This window comes from Bacillus sp. AFS002410, assembly GCF_002556365.1.
GTDB lineage: Bacteria > Bacillota > Bacilli > Bacillales > Bacillaceae_G > Gottfriedia.
On sequence record NZ_NUEU01000001.1, the window covers coordinates 200,469 to 220,177 of the forward strand.

21 protein-coding genes are annotated in these 19,709 nt (G+C 32.3%); 17 read left to right on the forward strand and 4 right to left on the reverse strand.

Going from position 1 to position 19,709, the window contains the following annotated elements:
- Positions 1-29 precede the first annotated feature (29 nt).
- The gene (locus CN692_RS00905) at positions 30-815 is read right to left on the reverse strand and encodes a carbonic anhydrase (RefSeq protein ID WP_179874346.1); all 786 of its coding nucleotides are present in this window, start codon (positions 813-815) and stop codon (positions 30-32) included.
- A gap of 86 nt (positions 816-901) precedes the next feature.
- On the opposite strand from CN692_RS00905, the gene CN692_RS00910 reads away from it, so the two are divergent.
- From CN692_RS00910 to CN692_RS00945, 8 genes are all read left to right on the forward strand, one after another.
- On the forward strand, positions 902-1,609 hold the full coding sequence (locus tag CN692_RS00910; RefSeq protein WP_098117130.1) for a DNA alkylation repair protein: 708 nt from the start codon (positions 902-904) through the stop codon (positions 1,607-1,609).
- Positions 1,610-1,670: 61 nt separating this feature from the next.
- A complete protein-coding gene (locus CN692_RS00915; protein ID WP_098117131.1) occupies positions 1,671-2,183 on the forward strand; it encodes a GNAT family N-acetyltransferase in 513 nt (170 codons plus the stop codon).
- Between the two features lie 29 nt (positions 2,184-2,212).
- Positions 2,213-2,578, forward strand: a complete 366-nt coding sequence (locus CN692_RS00920) for a hypothetical protein (protein ID WP_098117132.1) — start codon at positions 2,213-2,215, stop codon at positions 2,576-2,578.
- Positions 2,579-2,874: 296 nt separating this feature from the next.
- Entirely contained in the window at positions 2,875-3,291 is a 417-nt protein-coding gene (locus CN692_RS00925) for a hypothetical protein (RefSeq protein WP_098117133.1), read from the forward strand.
- A gap of 255 nt (positions 3,292-3,546) precedes the next feature.
- Entirely contained in the window at positions 3,547-3,759 is a 213-nt protein-coding gene (locus tag CN692_RS00930) for a hypothetical protein (RefSeq protein WP_098117134.1), read from the forward strand.
- A gap of 320 nt (positions 3,760-4,079) precedes the next feature.
- The gene (locus CN692_RS00935; protein ID WP_098117135.1) at positions 4,080-4,784 is read left to right on the forward strand and encodes an HAD family hydrolase; all 705 of its coding nucleotides are present in this window, start codon (positions 4,080-4,082) and stop codon (positions 4,782-4,784) included.
- Between the two features lie 295 nt (positions 4,785-5,079).
- Positions 5,080-5,403 (forward strand): ArsR/SmtB family transcription factor, encoded by a 324-nt coding sequence (locus CN692_RS00940; RefSeq protein ID WP_373604983.1) that lies wholly within the window; start codon positions 5,080-5,082, stop codon positions 5,401-5,403.
- Between the two features lie 32 nt (positions 5,404-5,435).
- Positions 5,436-7,562 (forward strand): heavy metal translocating P-type ATPase, encoded by a 2,127-nt coding sequence (locus tag CN692_RS00945; RefSeq protein WP_306659887.1) that lies wholly within the window; start codon positions 5,436-5,438, stop codon positions 7,560-7,562.
- 56 nt (positions 7,563-7,618) lie between these two features.
- Here CN692_RS00945 and CN692_RS00950 read toward each other — a convergent pair whose 3' ends face one another.
- Complete coding sequence (locus tag CN692_RS00950; protein WP_098117138.1) at positions 7,619-8,233, reverse strand: DedA family protein; 615 nt, start codon at positions 8,231-8,233, stop codon at positions 7,619-7,621.
- A 448-nt stretch (positions 8,234-8,681) separates the two neighbouring features.
- Here CN692_RS00950 and CN692_RS00955 point away from each other — a divergent pair, with 448 nt between their 5' ends.
- From CN692_RS00955 to CN692_RS00965, 3 genes are all read left to right on the forward strand, one after another.
- Positions 8,682-9,227: a GNAT family N-acetyltransferase gene (locus CN692_RS00955; RefSeq protein ID WP_098117139.1), complete on the forward strand. Its 546-nt coding sequence runs from the start codon at positions 8,682-8,684 to the stop codon at positions 9,225-9,227.
- Positions 9,228-9,379: 152 nt separating this feature from the next.
- Positions 9,380-10,642 carry an MFS transporter gene (locus tag CN692_RS00960; RefSeq protein WP_257143949.1) on the forward strand — a complete coding sequence of 421 codons (1,263 nt, stop codon included), beginning with the start codon at positions 9,380-9,382 and terminating at the stop codon, positions 10,640-10,642.
- A gap of 105 nt (positions 10,643-10,747) precedes the next feature.
- On the forward strand, positions 10,748-11,698 hold the full coding sequence (locus tag CN692_RS00965) for an aminoglycoside phosphotransferase family protein (protein ID WP_098117141.1): 951 nt from the start codon (positions 10,748-10,750) through the stop codon (positions 11,696-11,698).
- Between the two features lie 50 nt (positions 11,699-11,748).
- On the opposite strand, the gene CN692_RS00970 is transcribed toward CN692_RS00965, so the two are convergent.
- Entirely contained in the window at positions 11,749-12,033 is a 285-nt protein-coding gene (locus CN692_RS00970; RefSeq protein ID WP_098117142.1) for a YciI family protein, read from the reverse strand.
- Positions 12,034-12,093: 60 nt separating this feature from the next.
- On the opposite strand from CN692_RS00970, the gene CN692_RS00975 reads away from it, so the two are divergent.
- The 6 genes from CN692_RS00975 (at position 12,094) to CN692_RS01000 (ending at position 18,611) form a co-directional block, all read left to right on the forward strand.
- The gene (locus CN692_RS00975; protein ID WP_098117143.1) at positions 12,094-12,867 is read left to right on the forward strand and encodes a nucleotidyltransferase domain-containing protein; all 774 of its coding nucleotides are present in this window, start codon (positions 12,094-12,096) and stop codon (positions 12,865-12,867) included.
- A gap of 78 nt (positions 12,868-12,945) precedes the next feature.
- Positions 12,946-13,383 (forward strand): Dps family protein, encoded by a 438-nt coding sequence (locus CN692_RS00980; RefSeq protein WP_098117144.1) that lies wholly within the window; start codon positions 12,946-12,948, stop codon positions 13,381-13,383.
- 304 nt (positions 13,384-13,687) lie between these two features.
- Entirely contained in the window at positions 13,688-14,674 is a 987-nt protein-coding gene (gene argF / locus CN692_RS00985) for an ornithine carbamoyltransferase (RefSeq protein WP_098117337.1), read from the forward strand.
- A 49-nt stretch (positions 14,675-14,723) separates the two neighbouring features.
- Positions 14,724-15,938 (forward strand): argininosuccinate synthase, encoded by a 1,215-nt coding sequence (locus CN692_RS00990; RefSeq protein ID WP_098117145.1) that lies wholly within the window; start codon positions 14,724-14,726, stop codon positions 15,936-15,938.
- Positions 15,939-15,964: 26 nt separating this feature from the next.
- Entirely contained in the window at positions 15,965-17,356 is a 1,392-nt protein-coding gene (gene argH / locus CN692_RS00995; RefSeq protein ID WP_098117146.1) for an argininosuccinate lyase, read from the forward strand.
- Positions 17,357-17,603: 247 nt separating this feature from the next.
- The gene (locus CN692_RS01000; RefSeq protein ID WP_098117147.1) at positions 17,604-18,611 is read left to right on the forward strand and encodes a PTS sugar transporter subunit IIC; all 1,008 of its coding nucleotides are present in this window, start codon (positions 17,604-17,606) and stop codon (positions 18,609-18,611) included.
- Between the two features lie 426 nt (positions 18,612-19,037).
- Here the strand turns inward: CN692_RS01000 and CN692_RS01005 are convergent, their stop codons facing one another.
- Positions 19,038-19,661 carry a LysE family translocator gene (locus CN692_RS01005; RefSeq protein WP_098117148.1) on the reverse strand — a complete coding sequence of 208 codons (624 nt, stop codon included), beginning with the start codon at positions 19,659-19,661 and terminating at the stop codon, positions 19,038-19,040.
- Between the last annotated feature and the right edge of the window lie 48 nt (positions 19,662-19,709).

Sequence of the window (19,709 nt, forward strand, 5' to 3'; positions counted from 1 at the left end):
GATAACTTTTTTTAATTCCATCTAATATTTTACCAAGACTCAAATAAATCTCTCCCATTTAAAGGTTGAATCGGACGACTATTTGGATCGAAATTGTCTTGATAGAATTGAATTTGTTTTTTTGAAAATTGTAGTGGTTTTGTAAACACAATCCATTTTATTCCTTCAGTACATGGTGGTGTTGTAAAAGAACCGTTATAGGCCACTTTTTTACTAGAATAAGGAATAAGCGAATGTAAATTGATTTTTACATACTTCTCTTTATTTTGTTCGTCCACCGGATTGGCTTTAATTATTTTCTGAAATTCTTTATTTAATCTTCCATCGTTAACTAAAACGCCTATTGTAACAACTGCCTTTTTCTTATTTTCATTAATAAAATGTATCTCTAAATTACTATGTAAACCGTTTAATGTATGTTCACTTGGTGTGTGAAAGTGAAACTGTTTTAAAGTAAAGTTTGTTCCATTTAAATTAATGTTATTTGAATCATTCAAGGCAACTAATTTTACGGTGTAATGATTTTTTTCTATCTTAAAAAGTCCGCTATGATAGTTAATACCTAAAGGAAGGGATTTTGTTACAGTTTGGCTAATATTAATTGGTGATTGGTTTTTACCATTAGAACAAAGATTAAATTCTTTATTCATTGAGCTCCAATAATTAGGTCCAGTTTTACCTGTATATGACCAAGCTTCATGACTTGTTCCTGAAGCTATTGAATTATTTAGATGAACTATATGGTCTGTATCCCTATTTGAACAAGATGAGAGAATAATGCTGAGTATGATGCTAATTAAAAAAAAATAGTTCATTTTATACTTTCCTTTCATGTTATGTATGATAGGATTCATTTTAGACAACGATGGTACGGAACAAACATTTATTAAGGGGTGAAGAGATGAAACTAGAAGAGGTTATGAAAGCATTAGAGGAAATGGGGACTGAACAAACGAAAAAGACTTTTTTGCGTCATGGTGCAAAAGAACCCTTTTTTGGAGTGAAAATTGGTGATATGAAAAAGCTTGTTAAATATATAAAAAAGGATCACGATTTAGCGTTATCACTTTTTCATACAGGAAATTCGGATGCTATGTATTTAGCAGGATTATCCGTCAATCCAAAGTTAATGACAAAAGAAGATCTTCAAAAGTGGGTGAAGGAAGCACACTGGTATATGATTTCTGAAAGTATTGTTGGTGCTGTTGCAGCCGAGAGTCCGTATGCAATTGAATTAGCGACAGAGTGGCTAAAGTCAGATGACGAATTAATTGAGGATTGTGGATGGAGTACTTATAGTCATTATTTATCAATTGCAAAAGACGAAGCAATAGATAAGGAAGAAATTCGTAAGTTACTTAATTATGTTGAAAATAATATACATACTTCAAAAAATAGAGTTCGTTATACGATGAATGGATTTGTAATTGCTGTAGGAAGTTTTATTCCTAGCCTAACAGTTGAAGCAATGATGGTTGGACAAAAAATTGGAAAAGTCCGAGTAGACGTAGGGGATACAGCTTGTAAAGTACCTCTTGCAACGGACTACATTGAGAAGGTAGAAGCGAAAGGAAGGCTTGGAGTTAAGAAAAAAACATGTATTTGTTAAGATGAAATCGGGCGCCTATCTAACTAAATAGGTGGCTTTTTATTAGAACAAGGAGATAACAATGATCATTCAATCCAATAGACTTTATTTAAGAAAGCTTAAAAATGATGATTTAACTAATTTACATAAGCTTCAATCGAATGCAAATGTAATGAAATACATAATGAATCGGCCTAAAACTCTTGATGAAACTGAAATGGAATTAAATAGGATTCTCCAAATGGATCAAACTCATAACGAGAATTTTGTAGTAATGGCAGTTTGTAAAAATGAAGATAATCAGTTTATTGGAACTGCTGCCGTTATAAAAGATGAAAATAATGAGTTTGAAATCGGCTATCGCTTAGTAGAAAAAGAGTGGGGAAATGGGTATGGTTCTGAGGCTGCTAGTTTAATAGAAAAATATTGCTTCGGGATGAGAATGCTAAAATCGATAGTAGCTACTGTCGAAGCTAAAAATAGTAATTCAGTTAAGATACTTGAGAAAAATAATTTCACCTTAATTTTAGAATCAATCGATGATGAAAATGGAGAATTAGTAAAATATTTTCGTAAAGATCGTCATAGTTATTAGAAAGGATAAATAACAAAAAGGAGAATGCTATGCACGGTCAATTCTATTTTAATGAATATCACCTGGCTTCCACGATTATTACGTTAGTAAATTATCTAGTTTTTGGATATGTAATTTTTTGGGTCTATAGGACAAATGTTTTAAAACCTAAATTGTGGAAGGCATTGATCGCTGTACTTATAGGATTGTTTGTATTTAGTATTAACTTTAATTTTGATAATTACCACATTGTCATACCAATTTTACCACTTGGATTATGGATTCTACTTTTGATTTGTAAACATAATGGTAATGAAGAAAGATGGGCAAAATATAGACGTTTTGCATGGGCTGGGTTTCTAATAAGATACTTCTTTTTAATAACAAGTCTATTGCAAATACTAATTGAAAAGTGATTAATATTTCTTTAGATTGAGTTTAAACACCAATGACAGTTTGAAATGCCGTTTTCTGATATTCATAGTTAATAAATACAAGATGCCCATCGAGTAATGGTCAGACAGTTATTGTAACCGTCTGGCTTTTTTTATTTAAATTTCTAAGTTTCTTATCGAATTAAATGGCAGATTAGTAGAATTAACATTTTTTTGTAAAAAAGGCAAAATTCCCCCAATTACAATTTTTCTTAATTATTGGTATAATTTTCTAAAAATATATTATGGAAGATGTGAGTACAATTCTAGGTGGGAAAATGAAAAAAATATTGTCTTTAGGTGCAATTCTATTCGTTATCTTATACGTCTTTTACATTAATTTATCGGAGTCACCAAAATTGGCAGCCGAAACAAATATATGGGTAGGAACAACAAAGGATGGAAATATACAAGCCGTCTTATCTGAAGGGCTAAAAGGAAATTACGATGGTGAATTCCGTTGGACGGGTACAACATGGGGTTATCACAAAGCAACAATTCTGCATTCTGCATATCTAGTGAACAATAAAACAGAAGCAGGAGGAGGATCTTGGGAAGAAAAAACGAAGGTAAACGATAGTGGGTTTGTTGATATGACAAGTAAACCTGAAAAAAATGAAAAAATTGAAGTAATGGTAGAATATAAAATTAAAAATAAAACGATTAATGAAATCATTTCATTACATAATAAATAAGAAGAGTGTAGTAGAGGTACTAGGCAACTAGCCGAAGCGTTTGTTACACAACTTAATCGGCTATATAGTCGATTTTTTTATGTAGTAAATTGCACACTATCCTAATGGTAATTTTCTGAATTTACATAAAAAAGGAAAAATTTCCTAACACAAAAACGATTGGTATTGATATAATTAATCCAAATACTTCCATTACTTAAGCGAATGAATGTTGTATATCTTAAGTCGGATTAATAATAAAAAGGAGTCAAGTGAATGGATAACCTAACAAATGAAACAATTAATCAGGCACATAAATTTGGTATGCTAGACTTGCAATTTACAATTCTTAAATTAATTAGTGCAGGTTTTATCATTACACTTTTTGCAATTATAATAATGTCTACCTATTTTTTTCTTAAAACAAAACATAAGAAGCAAGTGATGGAATATGAACACGAATTAGGGGAAGGCAATTCAAACAACTAGAGGGATTGACATGAATCGCTTCCCATGGAAAGCGAGAATCCTGTAGTGGAAATCAACATCAAACAGCTTCCTTTACATGGAAAGAATTATCGATTAATTGACAATTTCTTTTTTCAACAGCTTGAAAAGCAGTTATTTAACTGCTTTTTTATTATGCATTCATTTAAGAAGTGGCGGATATCACTGGAGAATTTTAAAAATAATTAAGGGACACATCGTAAAAATACATATATAATTAGAGAAGGTATATTACAATACTTTACACATGATGAGAAAATTAACAACTATGACGTACAGTTGGAAAGTGAGATAACATAATTATGAAATATGATTTAATTTTTGATTTAGATGATACGTTAATTCAAACTCAAGCAGCGTTCCGACAAAACATAGACTTATGTGCGGATTTAGTCTATGAAGTACTCGGTGGAAAAGTAATAATTAATGATATTAAAGAAATTTTCAATAAAATAGATCTTGAGTTAATAAAAGAGTTGGGATTCAGTAAAAAGAGATATCCTTTTGCGTGGGCATCAACTTTAGAATTCTTTATAGAAAAACATAATATCGAGGTTTCTAGTACAGCCATTGAACAATTACAATCATTAGCAAAAATGATATTTCAAGAAAATGTTCCACTACAAAGTGACACATTTATAATAGAAGAATTTGCAAATCACAAAGATGTAGCAAGTATGACTATTTTGACATTAGGTGAAAAAGACGTACAAACAAAGCGTGTGATGGATACTGGCTTAGTACAATATTTTGATGAAGTTATAATTACACAAAAGAAAGATATAAATATATATCTTGAGTTAAATAAAAAATTAAGTAATCCAGTAATGATCGGGAACTCACTTAGAAGTGACATTGTACCTGCAATAGATGCAGGAATGAAAGCAATTCATATTATTAGAGATTCATGGTCTTATGACGAAATTGAGCATCACCATAGAATAGATAGTATTCAGTCATTAGATGAATTAAAATTACTTTTATTTGGAAATTTGGTAAATCAATAAATTTTAAAACTTAATACTAACACTTAAAACTGTCTAATTAGGCAGTTTTTTTTATATTGCCCATCTAATTGAATTTGCGAGCTAAAAACTTACTAAACTAAGTATTCCTATAATGAATTTGAATATTCCTCAAAATTTTACAAATAATACTTTGACACATATGAACAATCACTCATATAATATACATATAGAAAACATATGAATGTTTGCTCATGTATTCATAGGAGGACAGTTTATGATTGAAGAAAAGAAAAAAGTAGACGATTTATGTGAAGATGTTTGTCAAACAACGGTTATGCATGAGGATATTATTCTTTCAGTAAAAGAAAGAATGTTAAATACTGATACACTCACAGTGCTTGCAGAGCTTTTTAAAGTTCTTGGAGATAAAACAAGAACAAGAATATTACATGCACTTAGTCAATCTGAGATGTGTGTATGTGACTTAGCACACTTATTAGAAATGACTCAGTCATCTATCTCACATCAGTTACGTGTACTAAAACAAGCGCATTTAGTAAAAAATCGTAAAGAAGGTAAAGTAGTTTATTATTCATTGGCAGATGACCATGTTACACAAATTTTCAATCAAGCACTAGAACATATTTTAGAGGATTAAGATATGTGTTTTCCTGAGAGGAGATGAGTTTGTTGAGTAGGGAGCAAAGGCAAATAAATAGTGAGTTAAAATTAGAAGGACTTGATTGTGCAAATTGTGCAATGAAAATAGAAAAAGGGGTATCCACACTAGAAGGCGTCGACGCATGTTCAGTAAATTTTGCAACATTAACGATGACAATTACAACGAGTGAGGACCAAAAAGAAACGGTTTTAGAAAGTGCTAAGGATAAAATCCGCTTATTAGAACCGCATATTAATCCTGTTTCAAAAATGGATGCAAGTGTAGGACAATTGAAACAATCTGGAATGAATGCCGAAACAAAAAAATTAATTGTTAAATTAGGAGTCGGTACTTTTTTATTAATTTTAGCTCAATTACTAAACTTACCGATTCTTTATCAAATGATTCTTTTTATAGCTGCCTATTTAATAGCTGGTGCTGATGTCGTATTAAAAGCAGTTCGAAATATATTTAGAGGCCAAGTATTTGATGAAAATTTTTTAATGGGTGTAGCAACAATTGGTGCATTTATTATTGGGGAGTACCCTGAAGCTGTCGCAGTAATGCTTTTTTATCAGCTAGGTGAATTATTCCAAAGTATTGCAGTCAATCGATCTCGTAGCTCGATTTCGAAATTAATGGATATTCGTCCTGATTACGCCAATTTAAAAACTGGCGATCAAACTGAAAAAGTATCTCCAGAGAAAATTCAATTAGGAGATATTATCGTAGTAAAACCAGGAGAAAGAGTTCCATTAGATGGAATCGTTAAAAGCGGTTCTTCTAGTGTTGATACTTCAGCATTAACAGGTGAATCATTACCGCGAGAAATAGTTGAAGGTGATGAAGTATTAAGTGGGTTTATAAACGTCCAAGGTTTATTAGAAATTGAAGTAACAAAGGAATTTAATGAATCAACTGTATCAAAAATTTTAGAGCTTGTTCAAAATGCTACAAATAAAAAGGCACCAACAGAAAACTTTATAACAAAATTTGCAAAAATCTATACACCAATCGTTGTAATTACAGCAGCTATTATTGCAATAATCCCTCCAGTGATTATTCCTGGTGAAACATTATATGATTGGGTATATAGAGCATTAATTTTTCTAGTTATTTCATGTCCGTGTGCTTTAGTCGTTTCAATTCCATTAGGTTTTTTTGGAGGAATTGGTGCAGCCTCTAGGTCAGGCGTTTTAGTAAAGGGAAGTAATTATTTAGAGGCATTAAATGATGTAAAATATATTGTGTTTGATAAAACAGGAACTTTGACGAAAGGACAATTCCAAGTAAGTACAATTGTACCTGCCCGAAGTTATTCAAAAGACGATCTACTTGAATTAGCTGCTTATGCAGAGTTTTATTCCAATCATCCTATTGCATTATCAATTCGCCAAAAATACGGTAAAGAAATTGTAGAAGGAAAGCTATCCAACTACACTGAAATTGCCGGACATGGGATCAGGGTTATGTTTAATGAAGACGAACTTTTAGTAGGTAATTCAAGACTAATGGAGAGTCATTCAATTTTATATGAACCAACTAGAGAAGTTGGGACTACGGTTTATTTAGCAAAAAATAAGCAATACATTGGTTCAATTGTCATCGCAGATCAACTAAAGGATGATGCGAAAAAAGCTATTTCAGAGCTAAAGCAAGTTGGCATTAAAAGGTCTGTGATGTTGACGGGTGATTCTACTTCTGTTGCAAGAAAAATCGGTGACGAATTAAAAATAGACGAAATTTATGCAGAGCTTCTTCCACACCAAAAAGTTGAAAAGCTTGAACTAATCGAGAAAATGAAATCTGAGAAGGAAAAAATTGCCTTCGTAGGTGATGGTATCAATGATGCACCAGTACTAGCGCGAGCAGATGTTGGTATTGCAATGGGTGGAATTGGATCTGATGCAGCTATTGAAGCAGCGGATGTAGTATTAATGTCAGATGAACCTTCTAAAATAGTAGATGCAATAAAAATTGCCAAACGAACAAGAAAAATCGTATGGCAAAACATCTTTTTCGCTTTAGCTGTAAAAGGATTTTTCTTATTACTCGGAGTGATTGGAATTGCAACAATGTGGGAAGCGGTAATTTCAGACGTTGGCGTGACTGTATTAGCTGTATTAAATTCGATGAGAGTTTTAAGACAGAGATAATAAGGAAAAATAAAAAACTCGAGACTTATGATTAAATGTCTCGAGTTTTTCTTTTATTATTTTGTGGCACGTTTTCTTTTTTTCATAAACAGGAGAATAAAAATTACAAGTCCAATCCCTAAAATCCCATAAATTATACTAGAATATACATCCATATACTCTACAATCTTCTCCCAAGAAGCACCGACTGACGCTCCGACTAACACTAAGACTGTGTTCCATATTAATGAACCGAGGGTAGTAAATAACAAAAAGATCCAAAAATTCATTCGTGACATTCCAGCTGGTATCGAAATAAGGCTACGAATTAATGGAATTAAACGACAGAAAAAGACAGTCCATACACCATATTTGGCAAACCACTCGTCTGCTTTATAGAGATCCTTCTTAGTTAAACGTAAAATATGACCCCAGCGCTCTACGATTTTTTCTAACTTTTTTACATCTAATAATGTACCGATCCAATAAAGTATGACTGCTCCTACTACTGAACCGAGAGTTGAAAAGAAAATAACTCCTATATTAGAAAGTGAAGATTGCGTTGCCATAAATCCGCCAAACGTTAAAATAACTTCGGATGGGATAGGAGGAAAGATATTTTCTAATGCGATCAATAAAAAGATACCTAAATAACCGAAAGTATCCATCGTTTCAATAATCCAATTTTGCATGAAATTACCTCAATTTGTTTTTTTTGATTAGAAAGTTTTAATATTCCTTGTGAAAAAATATACTATGTAACTACTAATTTAGGCAAGTTATTGTGAAAAATGTTACATAAATATAATAAATAGTTCACCAAATTAAATGTACATTTAGTATAATGTAAGAATAATTTGAATTAATTAAAAATAGTTATTGCTATCTGGATGTATTAAGGACGCAAATATAGAGTAAATGGTATTTTAATAGCCTATTCAATCTAAGATATGCAATGTGTAAAATCAGTAGAAAAACTAGTGAAATTGAATTTTTTTGTTAGAGGATTTTAACAGTTTATGGAGAAGTAAAGTAGACCCATAAAAAAGCAGAATTGATTTAGCTCTTTAATAAAGTATTAATATAGAAACTTTGAGACAAGGGTAATACTTACCGCAGTTCTTATCAGGAGGAATAAAAATGTTTAAAGTACAATTAAGTAGTGACCTTTCAATTAATTTATTAACACCAAAATATGCAGAAGAATTAGTAGAAGCGCTAAAAGAAAATCAAAACTCCTTAAAAGAGTGGTTAGTTTGGGCTGAAAATATTCCAGTGATTGAGGATTATCAACGATCAATCATACCGATGTGGCTACAAAAATTTGCTGATAATAATGGATTTGAAACGGGTGTCTTTTATAAAGATGAGCTAGTTGGTATGTTAGGATTGCATTATATTGACTGGTCAAATCAAACTACTGAAATCGGGTATTGGCTGAGTGAAAAGATGCAAGGACAAGGGATCATGAGCCGTGCTGTAGAAGGTTTAGTTACATATTGCTACGAAGAGCTTAATTTAAATAGAGTCGTTATTAGAGCGGCTGTAGAAAATGAAAAGAGTAGAGCGATTCCAGTGCGTTTAGGATTTAAGCATGAGGGAGTTCAAAGAGAGGCGCAACAAATTAGAGATAAGTTTTACGACATAGCAGTATATAGTATGTTGAAAAATGAGTGGAAAAAGTAAATAAATTAGTTAAACGCGTTAGCTAAACATGCTAGCGCTTATTTGTGCCGAAAGATATGGAAAATGATGCTTTAAACGATCCTATTCGATTTTGATGATTTAATGGGATTGTTATTAATAAAGCGATGTTTTGTACAGAAGGAGGAGTTTGTTTGAAGAACGGAAAAATACATTATGCTTGGATTATATTAATCGTTACATTCCTATCTGTTCTTATTGCAGCTGTGACAAATACAATGTCTGGAGTGATGATGATTCCTTTTGAAAAAGAATTCGGATGGAGTAGGGCATCAATTTCAGGAGCGTTTGCGGTTTGTATTACTCTCGTTGGATTTTCTGGTCCATTTATAGCTGGGTTATATCAAAAGTTTAATGTGAGAAGCGTGTTGTTAATAGGAATGGGTGCATTATTAGTAGCAATAGTACTAACAACAATTATGACACAAATATGGCATTTATTTATTATTTGGGGAGTCATGATTGGACTTAGTGCAGGTACATTTTTAACAGTATTAAATGCTTATGTCGCTACGACATGGTTTGAAAAAAAGCGTGGGTTGGCACTAGGACTTTTAACTTCTAGTTCAGCTGCTGGTCAACTCGTATTTTTACCGTTGATGGCATATATCGTTGAAAACTATTCGTGGAGAAGTGCAGTATTAACAATCTTCTCTTTCGGTGTTTTTGTTTATGTTTTACTTTGGATTTTTATGAAGAGTGACCCGTCAGATGCTGGAGTTTTGCCGTTAGGGGCAGAACATAGTAATAAGAAACAAGTAAACAACATTAATCCAGTGAAGGCAGCGTTTGATGGATTAAAATTAGGTGCTAAATCGAAAGTTTTTTGGTTATTAGCAGGTAGTTTTTTTGTTTGTGGTTTTTCAACAAGTGGTTTAATCGGTACGCATTTTATATCCCTTTGTATGGATTATGGTTACAAAGAAGTTACTGCTGCTAGTATATTAGCTTTTATGGGGATATTTAATATTATTGGAACTACGTTATCTGGCTATATTTCAGATCGTTTCGATAATCGTTGGTTATTATTTTGGTACTACGGTTTGAGAGGTTTATCATTATTAATTCTTCCATTTGCACTCTCTACAAATTCATTAATCTATTTAAGTGCTTTTGCTATATTTTATGGAATGGATTGGATTGCTACAGTACCTCCAACGATTAAACTAGCAACGGATCATTTTGGTAAAGAAAAAGTAGGCGTCATCTATGGATGGATTTATACGGCGCATCAATTAGGTGCTGGAGCGGCAGCATATGGTGGTGGGCTAATTTATTCTTGGTTAAACGCATATCAGTCAATCTTTATTGCAGCAGGAATTTTTTGTTTAGTCGCTACATTATTTGTACTTAATATTAAAAGAAAAGCGGTCTTAAACCAAGATCTTACTGCGTAAAAAATATAGCTTATTTGAAAAATTGTTTTGTGTTTCTTAAGCTTGTATTTTTGTTAGCGTCAACTGATAATTATATGATAGAGAACAGATATAAGAGGTGTTTATATGACCTATCTTTATAAAATAACAAAAGATAAGTATAAAATAATGCGTGGGAAAAATTGTTTTTGGGAAGGTAAGATTAGCAAAATTTGTGATTTGGAAAAGATAGATTACAAGAGGCTTACTCGATTTTCATACGGTGGGAATATTGTTTTTAGTGTAGATGGTAGAAGTGTTATTAAATTATATCCATCCTATGTGAATGATGAGTTTGTAAAGGAGAAGCAAGTTCTTGAGTTTTTAAATGCCCGAACTTTTTCTGTAGATCTTCCTCAAATAATAACGACCGGACAATTTGAAGGTTGGAATTATTTAATAATGAGTGAACTAAAAGGTACACTTTTAATCGATATTTTTGATGAGTTATCGCTAGAAGAGAAAAAGCAAATTGCGTTTGATTTAGGAAAAATAATTAGAGAAATTCATGAAGCAACGATTACTTCAAGGCAAGAAGACTATGAACATTGGAATCAATTTTTATCGAATCAATTACAGCAATTAGAAATTCATCATAGAAATAACGGAATGAATGAAGGGCTATGTAGCCAATTACAAAGTTATGTTGTTCGTAAAACATTTCGAGACAATGAACAGACCGTACTATTAACTGGAGAATATACGCCATTCAATTTAATCATGAATAAAGTAGATGGTATGTGGAAATTTACTGGTTTAATTGATTTTGCTGATTGCTTTGTAGGTAACGCTAAATATGATTTACTTGGACCAATTGCATTTATGTTTTATCCATACGAAGGACTAAATAAAATTTTTCTAGAAAGCTATGGATATTCCGAAAATGAATTAAATGAAGAATTTCAAAATGAATTAATGATTTATTTATTACTACATCGATTTAGTAATATTAGTTTTTATCAAGAGAAGTCTGAAGCAGCTAAGAAAGCTGCTAGTTTTAAAGAACTTGAAGAGATATTTTTTAATTTTAATCATTAAAGGAAAAGCATCGAAAATGGCTAGATTAGTCAATTTCGATGCTTATTTTATTAATTTAGTGCTATTAAAAAAGGGTATAATTCAGCGGTCATAACATTCTTTTTAACTGCTGGATCATTTTGCATTATTCCTTGAGCATGTTGTAAGTTTTCTGCATGCAATATGACAATTCCAAACTCAGCGTTTTCTGTTCGGCCTGCTAGTGACACGGTTTTTTCTATATTTAAATTTTGAAGATAATGAAAATGCTCTGATACGATACTTCTTTCTTCCTCTGTTGAATCGTTTAAAAAAGTTGATCGAACTGGTTTTAAAACATAAATAAAGTTTTCCACTTGTCACACATCCAATCGTTTATACTAGTTATACTATAGCATGTAATGAAGGAGTTAATCATGAAGGAAATCATTTCTGAAAAACTAAAACAAATAGAACGTGAACATGATGTAAAGATTCTCTTTGCAGTTGAGTCGGGAAGTAGGGCTTGGGGATTTCCATCTAAAGATAGTGATTATGATGTAAGGTTTGTTTATGTTCACCGGAAAGATTGGTATTTAAGTATTGATCAAAAACGTGATGTCATAGAATATCCAATTAATGATTTGCTTGACTTCAGTGGATGGGATATAAAAAAGGCACTTAATCTATTTGCGAAATCAAATCCTGCGTTATTAGAATGGTTGCGATCACCAATTGTTTATTCAGATGATTTAACAATTTCAGAAGAACTAAGATCGATTGGTAATGAAATCCTTTCTACAAAGGCTTGTGTCTACCATTATCTTCATATGGCCAAGGGGAATTATCGAGATTATTTACAAGGTCAAGAAGTGAAAATTAAAAAGTATTTTTATGTATTAAGACCGATATTAGCTTGTATGTGGCTTGAGAAATATAAGGAAATTCCTCCAATTTTGTTTGATGACTTACTAGAAATTGAAGGTTTAGAGAAGGAATTTTTAGAGGAAGTAAACCAGTTATTAATCCGAAAAAAACAAGGTGAAGAATTTGATTTAGAGCCAAGAAAAGATGTATTAAATGAGTTCATTGAAAATAAAATCCAATTTTTTGAAGAGTATGTAAAGGAAATCAAGGAGTTTAGCAAAGTAAATATTAATGATCTGAATGAACTATTTCGAAATACAATTGAAGTATCGTGGAAAGAATAGAATAGAAGTCACTCCTTTTGGGAAAAATTTCTATGTATGTATTTAAACAAAGAATAGCCAAATGGAGTGTGAACAAAATTGACGAACTTAGAAAGTTTATTAAATCAGCAACTCGCGAACTGGAATGTATTATATGTAAAATTACATAATTATCATTGGTATGTAAAAGGACAGAATTTCTTTACGCTACATGAAAAATTTGAATTATATTATGATGAAGCGAAAGTAATGGTAGATGAATTAGGAGAACGAATTTTAACAATCGGTGCAAAACCAATTGCTACACTTCGTGAATATTTAGAAACTGCTACGATCAAAGAAGGAAATCATACTTTTTCTGCAGAAGAAATGGTATCAGATTTAATTAAAGACTATGAAAAAATTGTACAAGAATCACGTGATGTAATTTCAATAGCAGAAGAAAGTAATGACCAAGAAACAGCTGATTTATTTCTAGGTAAAATTGCCGAAATAGAAAAGATGCTTTGGATGTTAAAGTCATTTCTTGGTAAATGAATAAATATTAGTGAAGGTGAATTAACCGACTCGTAAATGGAGTTTGGTTGGTTCACCTTTTTTTATTTTTAGTGGTTTTTCCAGTTTGTTTTCCGGTGTGATGGTAGTAATACCAAGGGTTTTTCTAGATGTGGTACATTTATCTAAAAAAATTACCAAAAAAAACTAAAAAAGGAATTGTATAATTATTTATATTTGTGTATAATAATTCATTATATAAGAATCTGATGCTTCTAAAAAAGGGGATGGATTTATGAGTAAAGTATTGCAAGAAAATCATGTGAAAAAAACTAACTATACACAAATGCCAAAGGGGAATGTTACAAAAGGGAATTTTAGCTCTGTAAAATGGTCGGATTTTAAAGGGAAAAATTTTCTAACGATTAGTGAGTTTTCATCAAGTGAATTATTATTCTTACTTGAAAAATCATTAGAGATGAAAAATATGCAAAAAGCGGGAGAGGCGCATCCATATTTAAAAAACAAAGTATTAGGGATGATATTTGAAAAAAATTCAACTAGAACGAGACTTTCTTTTGAAATCGCTATGATGCAATTAGGTGGTCATGCAATCTTTATGAGCAGCAAAGATTTACAGTTGGGTAGAGGTGAATCTGTTCATGATACATCTAAAGTATTTTCTCGATATGTAGATGGAGTAATGATTCGTGCAAACTCTCATGAAATGCTAACGGAGTTTGCTGAGCACTCGTCAATTCCCGTTATCAATGGATTAACAGATCTGCACCACCCAGCTCAAATATTGGCTGATTTCTTAACAATTCTTGAACATAAAGGTAGATTAAAAGGTTTAAAGATTGCTTATGTTGGAGATGGGAATAATAATATTTGTCATTCGTTAATTGAAGGGGCAGCTAAGCTTGGTGTTTATTTAACGATTGCTTGTCCCGTAGGGTATGAGCCAAATAAAGTTGTACTTCAATCAATGAAGCATGTTGCAAAAACGACTGGAAGTGTGATTGAAGTAGTCAATAATCCAATTGATGGTGTAAGCAGAGCGGATGTTGTTATAACGGATGTTTGGACCAGTATGGGGCAAGAGAAAGAAACTGAAATACGATTAAAAGATTTTAGCCCATATCAAGTAAATGATCACTTATTAGAAAACGCAAAAGAAGATTATTTATTTATGCACTGCTTGCCTGCACATCGAGGAGAAGAAGTTACGGCTTCAATAATTGACGGTAAGCATTCAGTTGTATTTGATGAAGCGGAAAATCGACTTCATGCTCAAAAATCAATCCTTGTTGCTTTAATGAGTAATTTATAATTCTAACAATCTATTCTATTTTTAAAATTCGACTATCGGGGGTAATAACATGGGAAATGAAAAAATTGTTTTAGCATATTCAGGTGGTTTAGATACTTCAGTTTGTATTAAGTGGTTACAGGAGAAATATAACTATGATGTCATCGCACTTTGTCTTGATCTAGGGGAAGGAAAAGATGTAGAATCTGTTCGTCAAAAAGCGTTAAATTTAGGTGCAATTAAGTCATATATGATCAATGTTAAAGATTTATTTGCAAATGAATATATTGTTCCCGCTCTAAAAGCGAATGCCTTATATGAAGGGAAGTATCCTTTATCTTCAGCTTTATCAAGACCTTTAATTGCAAAGCTATTAGTGGAAGTAGCTGAACAAGAAGGGGCAGTTGCAGTAGCTCATGGTTGTACTGGAAAAGGAAATGACCAAGTCCGTTTCGAGGTTTCAGTAATGGCTTTAAATCCTAATCTAAAAGTAGTAGCTCCTGTTCGTGAATGGGGGATGACTCGTGATGAAGAAATTCAATATGCAAATGATAATGGTGTACCAATTCCAGTTGATTTAGATAATCCATTTTCAATCGATGCAAATATTTGGGGAAGAGCATGTGAAGCGGGTGTATTAGAGAATCCATGGAATGAAGCTCCTGAAGAAGCATTTGATTGGACGAATGCTATTGAAAATACACCTGACGTACCTGAATATCTTGAAATTGAATTTATTAAAGGTGTTCCTGTTGCCTTGGACGGTCAATCTATTGATCTAGTTCAATTAATTGAACAGTTAAATGGCGTAGGTGGAAAGCACGGAGTTGGAAGAATCGACCATATTGAAAATAGATTAGTAGGCATTAAGTCTCGTGAAGTTTACGAAAACCCAGCGGCATTAATTTTAATCAATGCCCACAAAGAATTAGAGTTCCTTACATTACCTCGTGAAGTGACAAACTTTAAAGTAAATATCGAACAGCAGTTTTCAAAAATGCTTTACGATGGATTATGGTATTCACCTTTAATGGGAGCTTTAGATGCGTTTGTTAATACAACACAGGAGACGGTATCTGGTGTTGTTCGTGTGAAATTATTTAAAGGTACTCATACAGTAGTAGGTAGAAAATCTGAAAACAGTTTATATAATGAAGAGCTTGCAACTTATTCAAAGGGTGACATGTTTGATCACAATGCAGCAGTAGGCTTTATTAAACTGTGGGGATTACCAACGAAGGTATATAGCGAAGTAACACATAAAAATACTGTTTTAAGTAAATAAAATCGTTTTGTAAATAGGAGGTAGCTATGTCAAAGCTTTGGGGCGGACGTTTTACGAAGGATACAAATCAATTAGTAGAAGAATTTACAGCATCAATTGAATTTGATCAATTAATGGCAAAGGAAGATATAGCTGGTAGTATAGCGCATGCGACTATGCTTGGCGAATGTGGCATTATTGAACTAAAAGAAGCTGATTTAATAATAGAAGGTTTAAACAAGATTTTAAAAAAAATTGAGAAAAATGAAGTTCAATTTAGCGTTGAAAATGAAGATATTCATATGAATATCGAAAGTTTGTTAATTGAAGAAATTGGACCTGTAGGAGGAAAACTACATACAGGTCGCAGTCGAAATGATCAAGTTGCAACCGATATGCATCTATTTTTAAAGAATAATACGTCCTCCATTATTCAATTAATTGAAGACGTTCAAAATAAAATTGTTTCTCAAGCAAAAAAGCACGTAAATACAATTATGCCTGGATATACGCACTTACAAAGAGCACAGCCTATTTCATTTGCACATCATATCCTTACTTATTTTTGGATGCTTGAACGTGACAAGAGCCGTTTCAAAGATGGTTTAAAACGTGTAGATATTTCACCATTAGGTGCAGGCGCATTAGCTGGAACTACATTTCCAATTAACCGTTATCGTACTGCTGAATTACTTGGTTTTAGTGATATCTACCATAATAGTTTAGATGCAGTAAGCGATCGTGATTTTATCGTAGAGTTCCTTTCACATGCATCACTACTCATGACACATATTTCTAGGTTGTCAGAGGAGTTTGTCATTTGGTCTAGTCAAGAATTTCAGTTTATTGAATTAGATGATGCCTTTTGTACGGGCTCTAGTATTATGCCGCAGAAAAAGAACCCAGATGTTCCAGAATTACTTCGAGGTAAAACAGGAAGAGTCTATGGTAGCCTAATCGGATTATTAACAGTTTTAAAGGGACTACCTTTAGCTTATAACAAAGACATGCAAGAAGATAAAGAAGGTATGTTCGATACTGTTTATACTGTTGTGGGATCATTGAAATTACTTTCAGGAATTATCGATACAATGAAAGTAAACGAAAATCGTATGTATGAAGCTGTTAAGAATGATTATTCAAATGCTACCGATTTAGCAGACTACTTAGTTAGAAAAAATATTCCATTCCGTCAAGCTCACGAAATTGTTGGCAAAACAGTTTTATATGCAATCGAGAATCGTAAATTTCTTGGGGAATTAGGTCTAGAAGAATATAAGGAAATAAATGAAGTGTTTGAAGAGGATATTTATCATACATTAAATCCAAAAACAGTTATGGAAGCAAGAATAAGTGAAGGTGGAACTTCAACGAATGAAGTTTGGAAACAAATCCTGAAAGCGGAAGAGTGTTTAAGCTTTTCGACGAATATGGTATAATTTTCTAATTGAAAGCGTCCAATCATTTGGACGTTTTTTTGCACATTAAGAAAGTATAAATTTGCAGGCGGTGAGGATAAGTCGACGTAGTTTCCAATTTTAGGAATTAAATATAAGTGCAACTACCCCTCTGTTTTCGCCTAAAGGCTCGCCAATCGGCGAGTTTTCTTTATGCTACTATTTATAAATAATTTTCGATACATTTAGCAAATACTAGGAGTAGTTACTAAAAAAAGGTAGGTATAATATGAGTACGCAAGAAAAAAGTAGTGTTTTTAAAGCATCAGAAGGTATTGCGCATGCCGTATTTGTTATGATCGGGATCGGTTCTTTACTTGAAAGTATTGGGAAAATTTTTCACTTTGAATCGTTAATGACGATTGGACTTTCAACTAAGTTATTAATGGCACCAGCTATTGGAGCAGGAATAGCAGTTTTATTAGGGTGCGGTACACTGATTATATTTTCAGCAATGGCCGCTGCGATAATAGGTTCTGGAGCATTATTAATGGTAGATACGGCAATGACCATTAAAATGGGAGAACCAGTCGGAGCATTATTGGCTGCTTTAGTTGCTATATTTATTGGAAAAGCGATTCAAGGTAAAACGAAACTAGATTTAATGGTTGTACCTCTTTTTTCAATTTTAATTGCCGGATTAATTGGACTATATTTATCAAAATGGATTTCACCGATCTTAATAGCAGTTGGGAATTTTATTAAAGGATCAACTGAAGGTTCACCAATTATTGCTTCTATTGTATTGGCTGTAGTTTGGGGGATATTAATTGTTTCACCTGCTTCTTCTGCTGCACTAGCAATTGCATTGAATCTAGATGGCATAGCTGGGGGAGCTGCATTAGCGGGATGTGCAGCACAATTTGTAGGTTTAGCTATTATCTCTGCTCGAGAGAATGATCCAGGAAGTATTCTTGGATTATTAATTATCACGCCTAAGTTACAGCTGCCAAATGTAACTAGAAATATAAAAATCCTTATTCCAACTATCGTTGCAAGTGCTGTCGCTGGACCAATATCTGCATTCTTATTTCATATAGAAGCACCAAAAGAAATTGCTGGATTAGGATTATGTGCACTCGTTGCTCCAATGAATTTATTGGCTACATATGGAAGCGCAGCTATTATACCTATGGTGGTAACGTACATATTAGTTCCAGGGATTGTTTCGTATATCGTGTATATGTTCTTAAAACAAGCAGGTATGATTAAAGCTGGAGAACTGAAAATCTTATAGATTTTCGATAAGATCATGATGAAGTGCAAATAAAATGATGAAAACTGCAAATAAAATTAGTGAAAGTGCAAATGAAAAAGCCAAAACTGCAAATAAAATAGTGCAACTGCAAATAAAATAGCTAAAACTGCAAATAAATATTGCAAATCTGCAAATAAATATTGCAAATCTGCAAATAAAAAAGTGAAAACTGCAATTAAAATCGGGTATTCTGCAAATAAAGGACCATGAATTATGAATATTTGAGGGAAACCTACTAAATTAAACGAAATAATAATAAAATAGAATGTGAATTAACTAAAACAGAACAAAATTATATAAAAAAACAATAAGATCAGAGTAAATAGATAAATTTTACTTCCCAACAAATAGAAAAATGAGTACTAATTAAAGTACTCATTTTTCTGTTCAATTTAAAATGCGTTTTCATCGGTCCATAAAAAATAGTTTTAATCCGATTGCCGTAAAAATAATTCCTTGTGCTAGATTGATAGCTTTAGAAGATTTCTCATTTTGTAACAATTTTTCACCTAAGCTACCTGCAAAAATCGCTATAATAGAAAATACAATTAGTGTTAATACCATAAAAGTTAAACCTAAAATAATCATTTGTAGAGGAACTGCCATACCGCTCTTGTTTATAAATTGAGGTAAAAATGCTAAAAAGAATAATGAAACCTTAGGATTCAGTACATTCATCAAAAAACCACGACGGTATAAAGCTGGTAAAGTTTGTTTTTTTGGTTTTGTAAAGGAACCGACTTCACTACTTGAACGGAAGGCTTGATAAGCTAAATAAAGTAAATAAAAAGCTCCTAAGTATTTTAAAATGGAAAAAGCGACATCTGATTTATATAAGATGGCAGATAATCCAATCGAAGCAGCAAGAGTGTGAATTGTCACTCCTGAACAAAGACCGCAAGCCGTTGCGATTCCTTCTTTTTTTCCGTAAGAAATGCTTTGAGCCATAACAAAAATATTATCTGGTCCAGGTGCTATAATTAATAATAAAGATACTCCAATAAATGATAAGTAAATCGTTAAATCCAAATAAATACCTCCTTTAATGAATTTGGCTGAATTTAATAATCATACTTT

Excerpts from the sequence above, each read along its gene's own strand:
- CN692_RS00905 (WP_179874346.1), bottom strand. The coding sequence starts at position 815 with ATGAACTATTTTTTTTTAATTAGCATCATACTCAGCATTATTCTCTCA.
- CN692_RS00910 (WP_098117130.1), top strand. The coding sequence starts at position 902 with ATGAAACTAGAAGAGGTTATGAAAGCATTAGAGGAAATGGGGACTGAA.
- CN692_RS00915 (WP_098117131.1), top strand. The coding sequence starts at position 1,671 with ATGATCATTCAATCCAATAGACTTTATTTAAGAAAGCTTAAAAATGAT.
- CN692_RS00920 (WP_098117132.1), top strand. The coding sequence starts at position 2,213 with ATGCACGGTCAATTCTATTTTAATGAATATCACCTGGCTTCCACGATT.
- CN692_RS00925 (WP_098117133.1), top strand. The coding sequence starts at position 2,875 with ATGAAAAAAATATTGTCTTTAGGTGCAATTCTATTCGTTATCTTATAC.
- CN692_RS00930 (WP_098117134.1), top strand. The coding sequence starts at position 3,547 with ATGGATAACCTAACAAATGAAACAATTAATCAGGCACATAAATTTGGT.
- CN692_RS00935 (WP_098117135.1), top strand. The coding sequence starts at position 4,080 with ATGAAATATGATTTAATTTTTGATTTAGATGATACGTTAATTCAAACT.
- CN692_RS00940 (WP_373604983.1), top strand. The coding sequence starts at position 5,080 with ATGCATGAGGATATTATTCTTTCAGTAAAAGAAAGAATGTTAAATACT.
- CN692_RS00950 (WP_098117138.1), bottom strand. The coding sequence starts at position 8,233 with ATGCAAAATTGGATTATTGAAACGATGGATACTTTCGGTTATTTAGGT.
- CN692_RS00955 (WP_098117139.1), top strand. The coding sequence starts at position 8,682 with ATGTTTAAAGTACAATTAAGTAGTGACCTTTCAATTAATTTATTAACA.
- CN692_RS00965 (WP_098117141.1), top strand. The coding sequence starts at position 10,748 with ATGACCTATCTTTATAAAATAACAAAAGATAAGTATAAAATAATGCGT.
- CN692_RS00975 (WP_098117143.1), top strand. The coding sequence starts at position 12,094 with ATGAAGGAAATCATTTCTGAAAAACTAAAACAAATAGAACGTGAACAT.
- argF (WP_098117337.1), top strand. The coding sequence starts at position 13,688 with ATGCCAAAGGGGAATGTTACAAAAGGGAATTTTAGCTCTGTAAAATGG.
- CN692_RS00990 (WP_098117145.1), top strand. The coding sequence starts at position 14,724 with ATGGGAAATGAAAAAATTGTTTTAGCATATTCAGGTGGTTTAGATACT.
- argH (WP_098117146.1), top strand. The coding sequence starts at position 15,965 with ATGTCAAAGCTTTGGGGCGGACGTTTTACGAAGGATACAAATCAATTA.
- CN692_RS01000 (WP_098117147.1), top strand. The coding sequence starts at position 17,604 with ATGAGTACGCAAGAAAAAAGTAGTGTTTTTAAAGCATCAGAAGGTATT.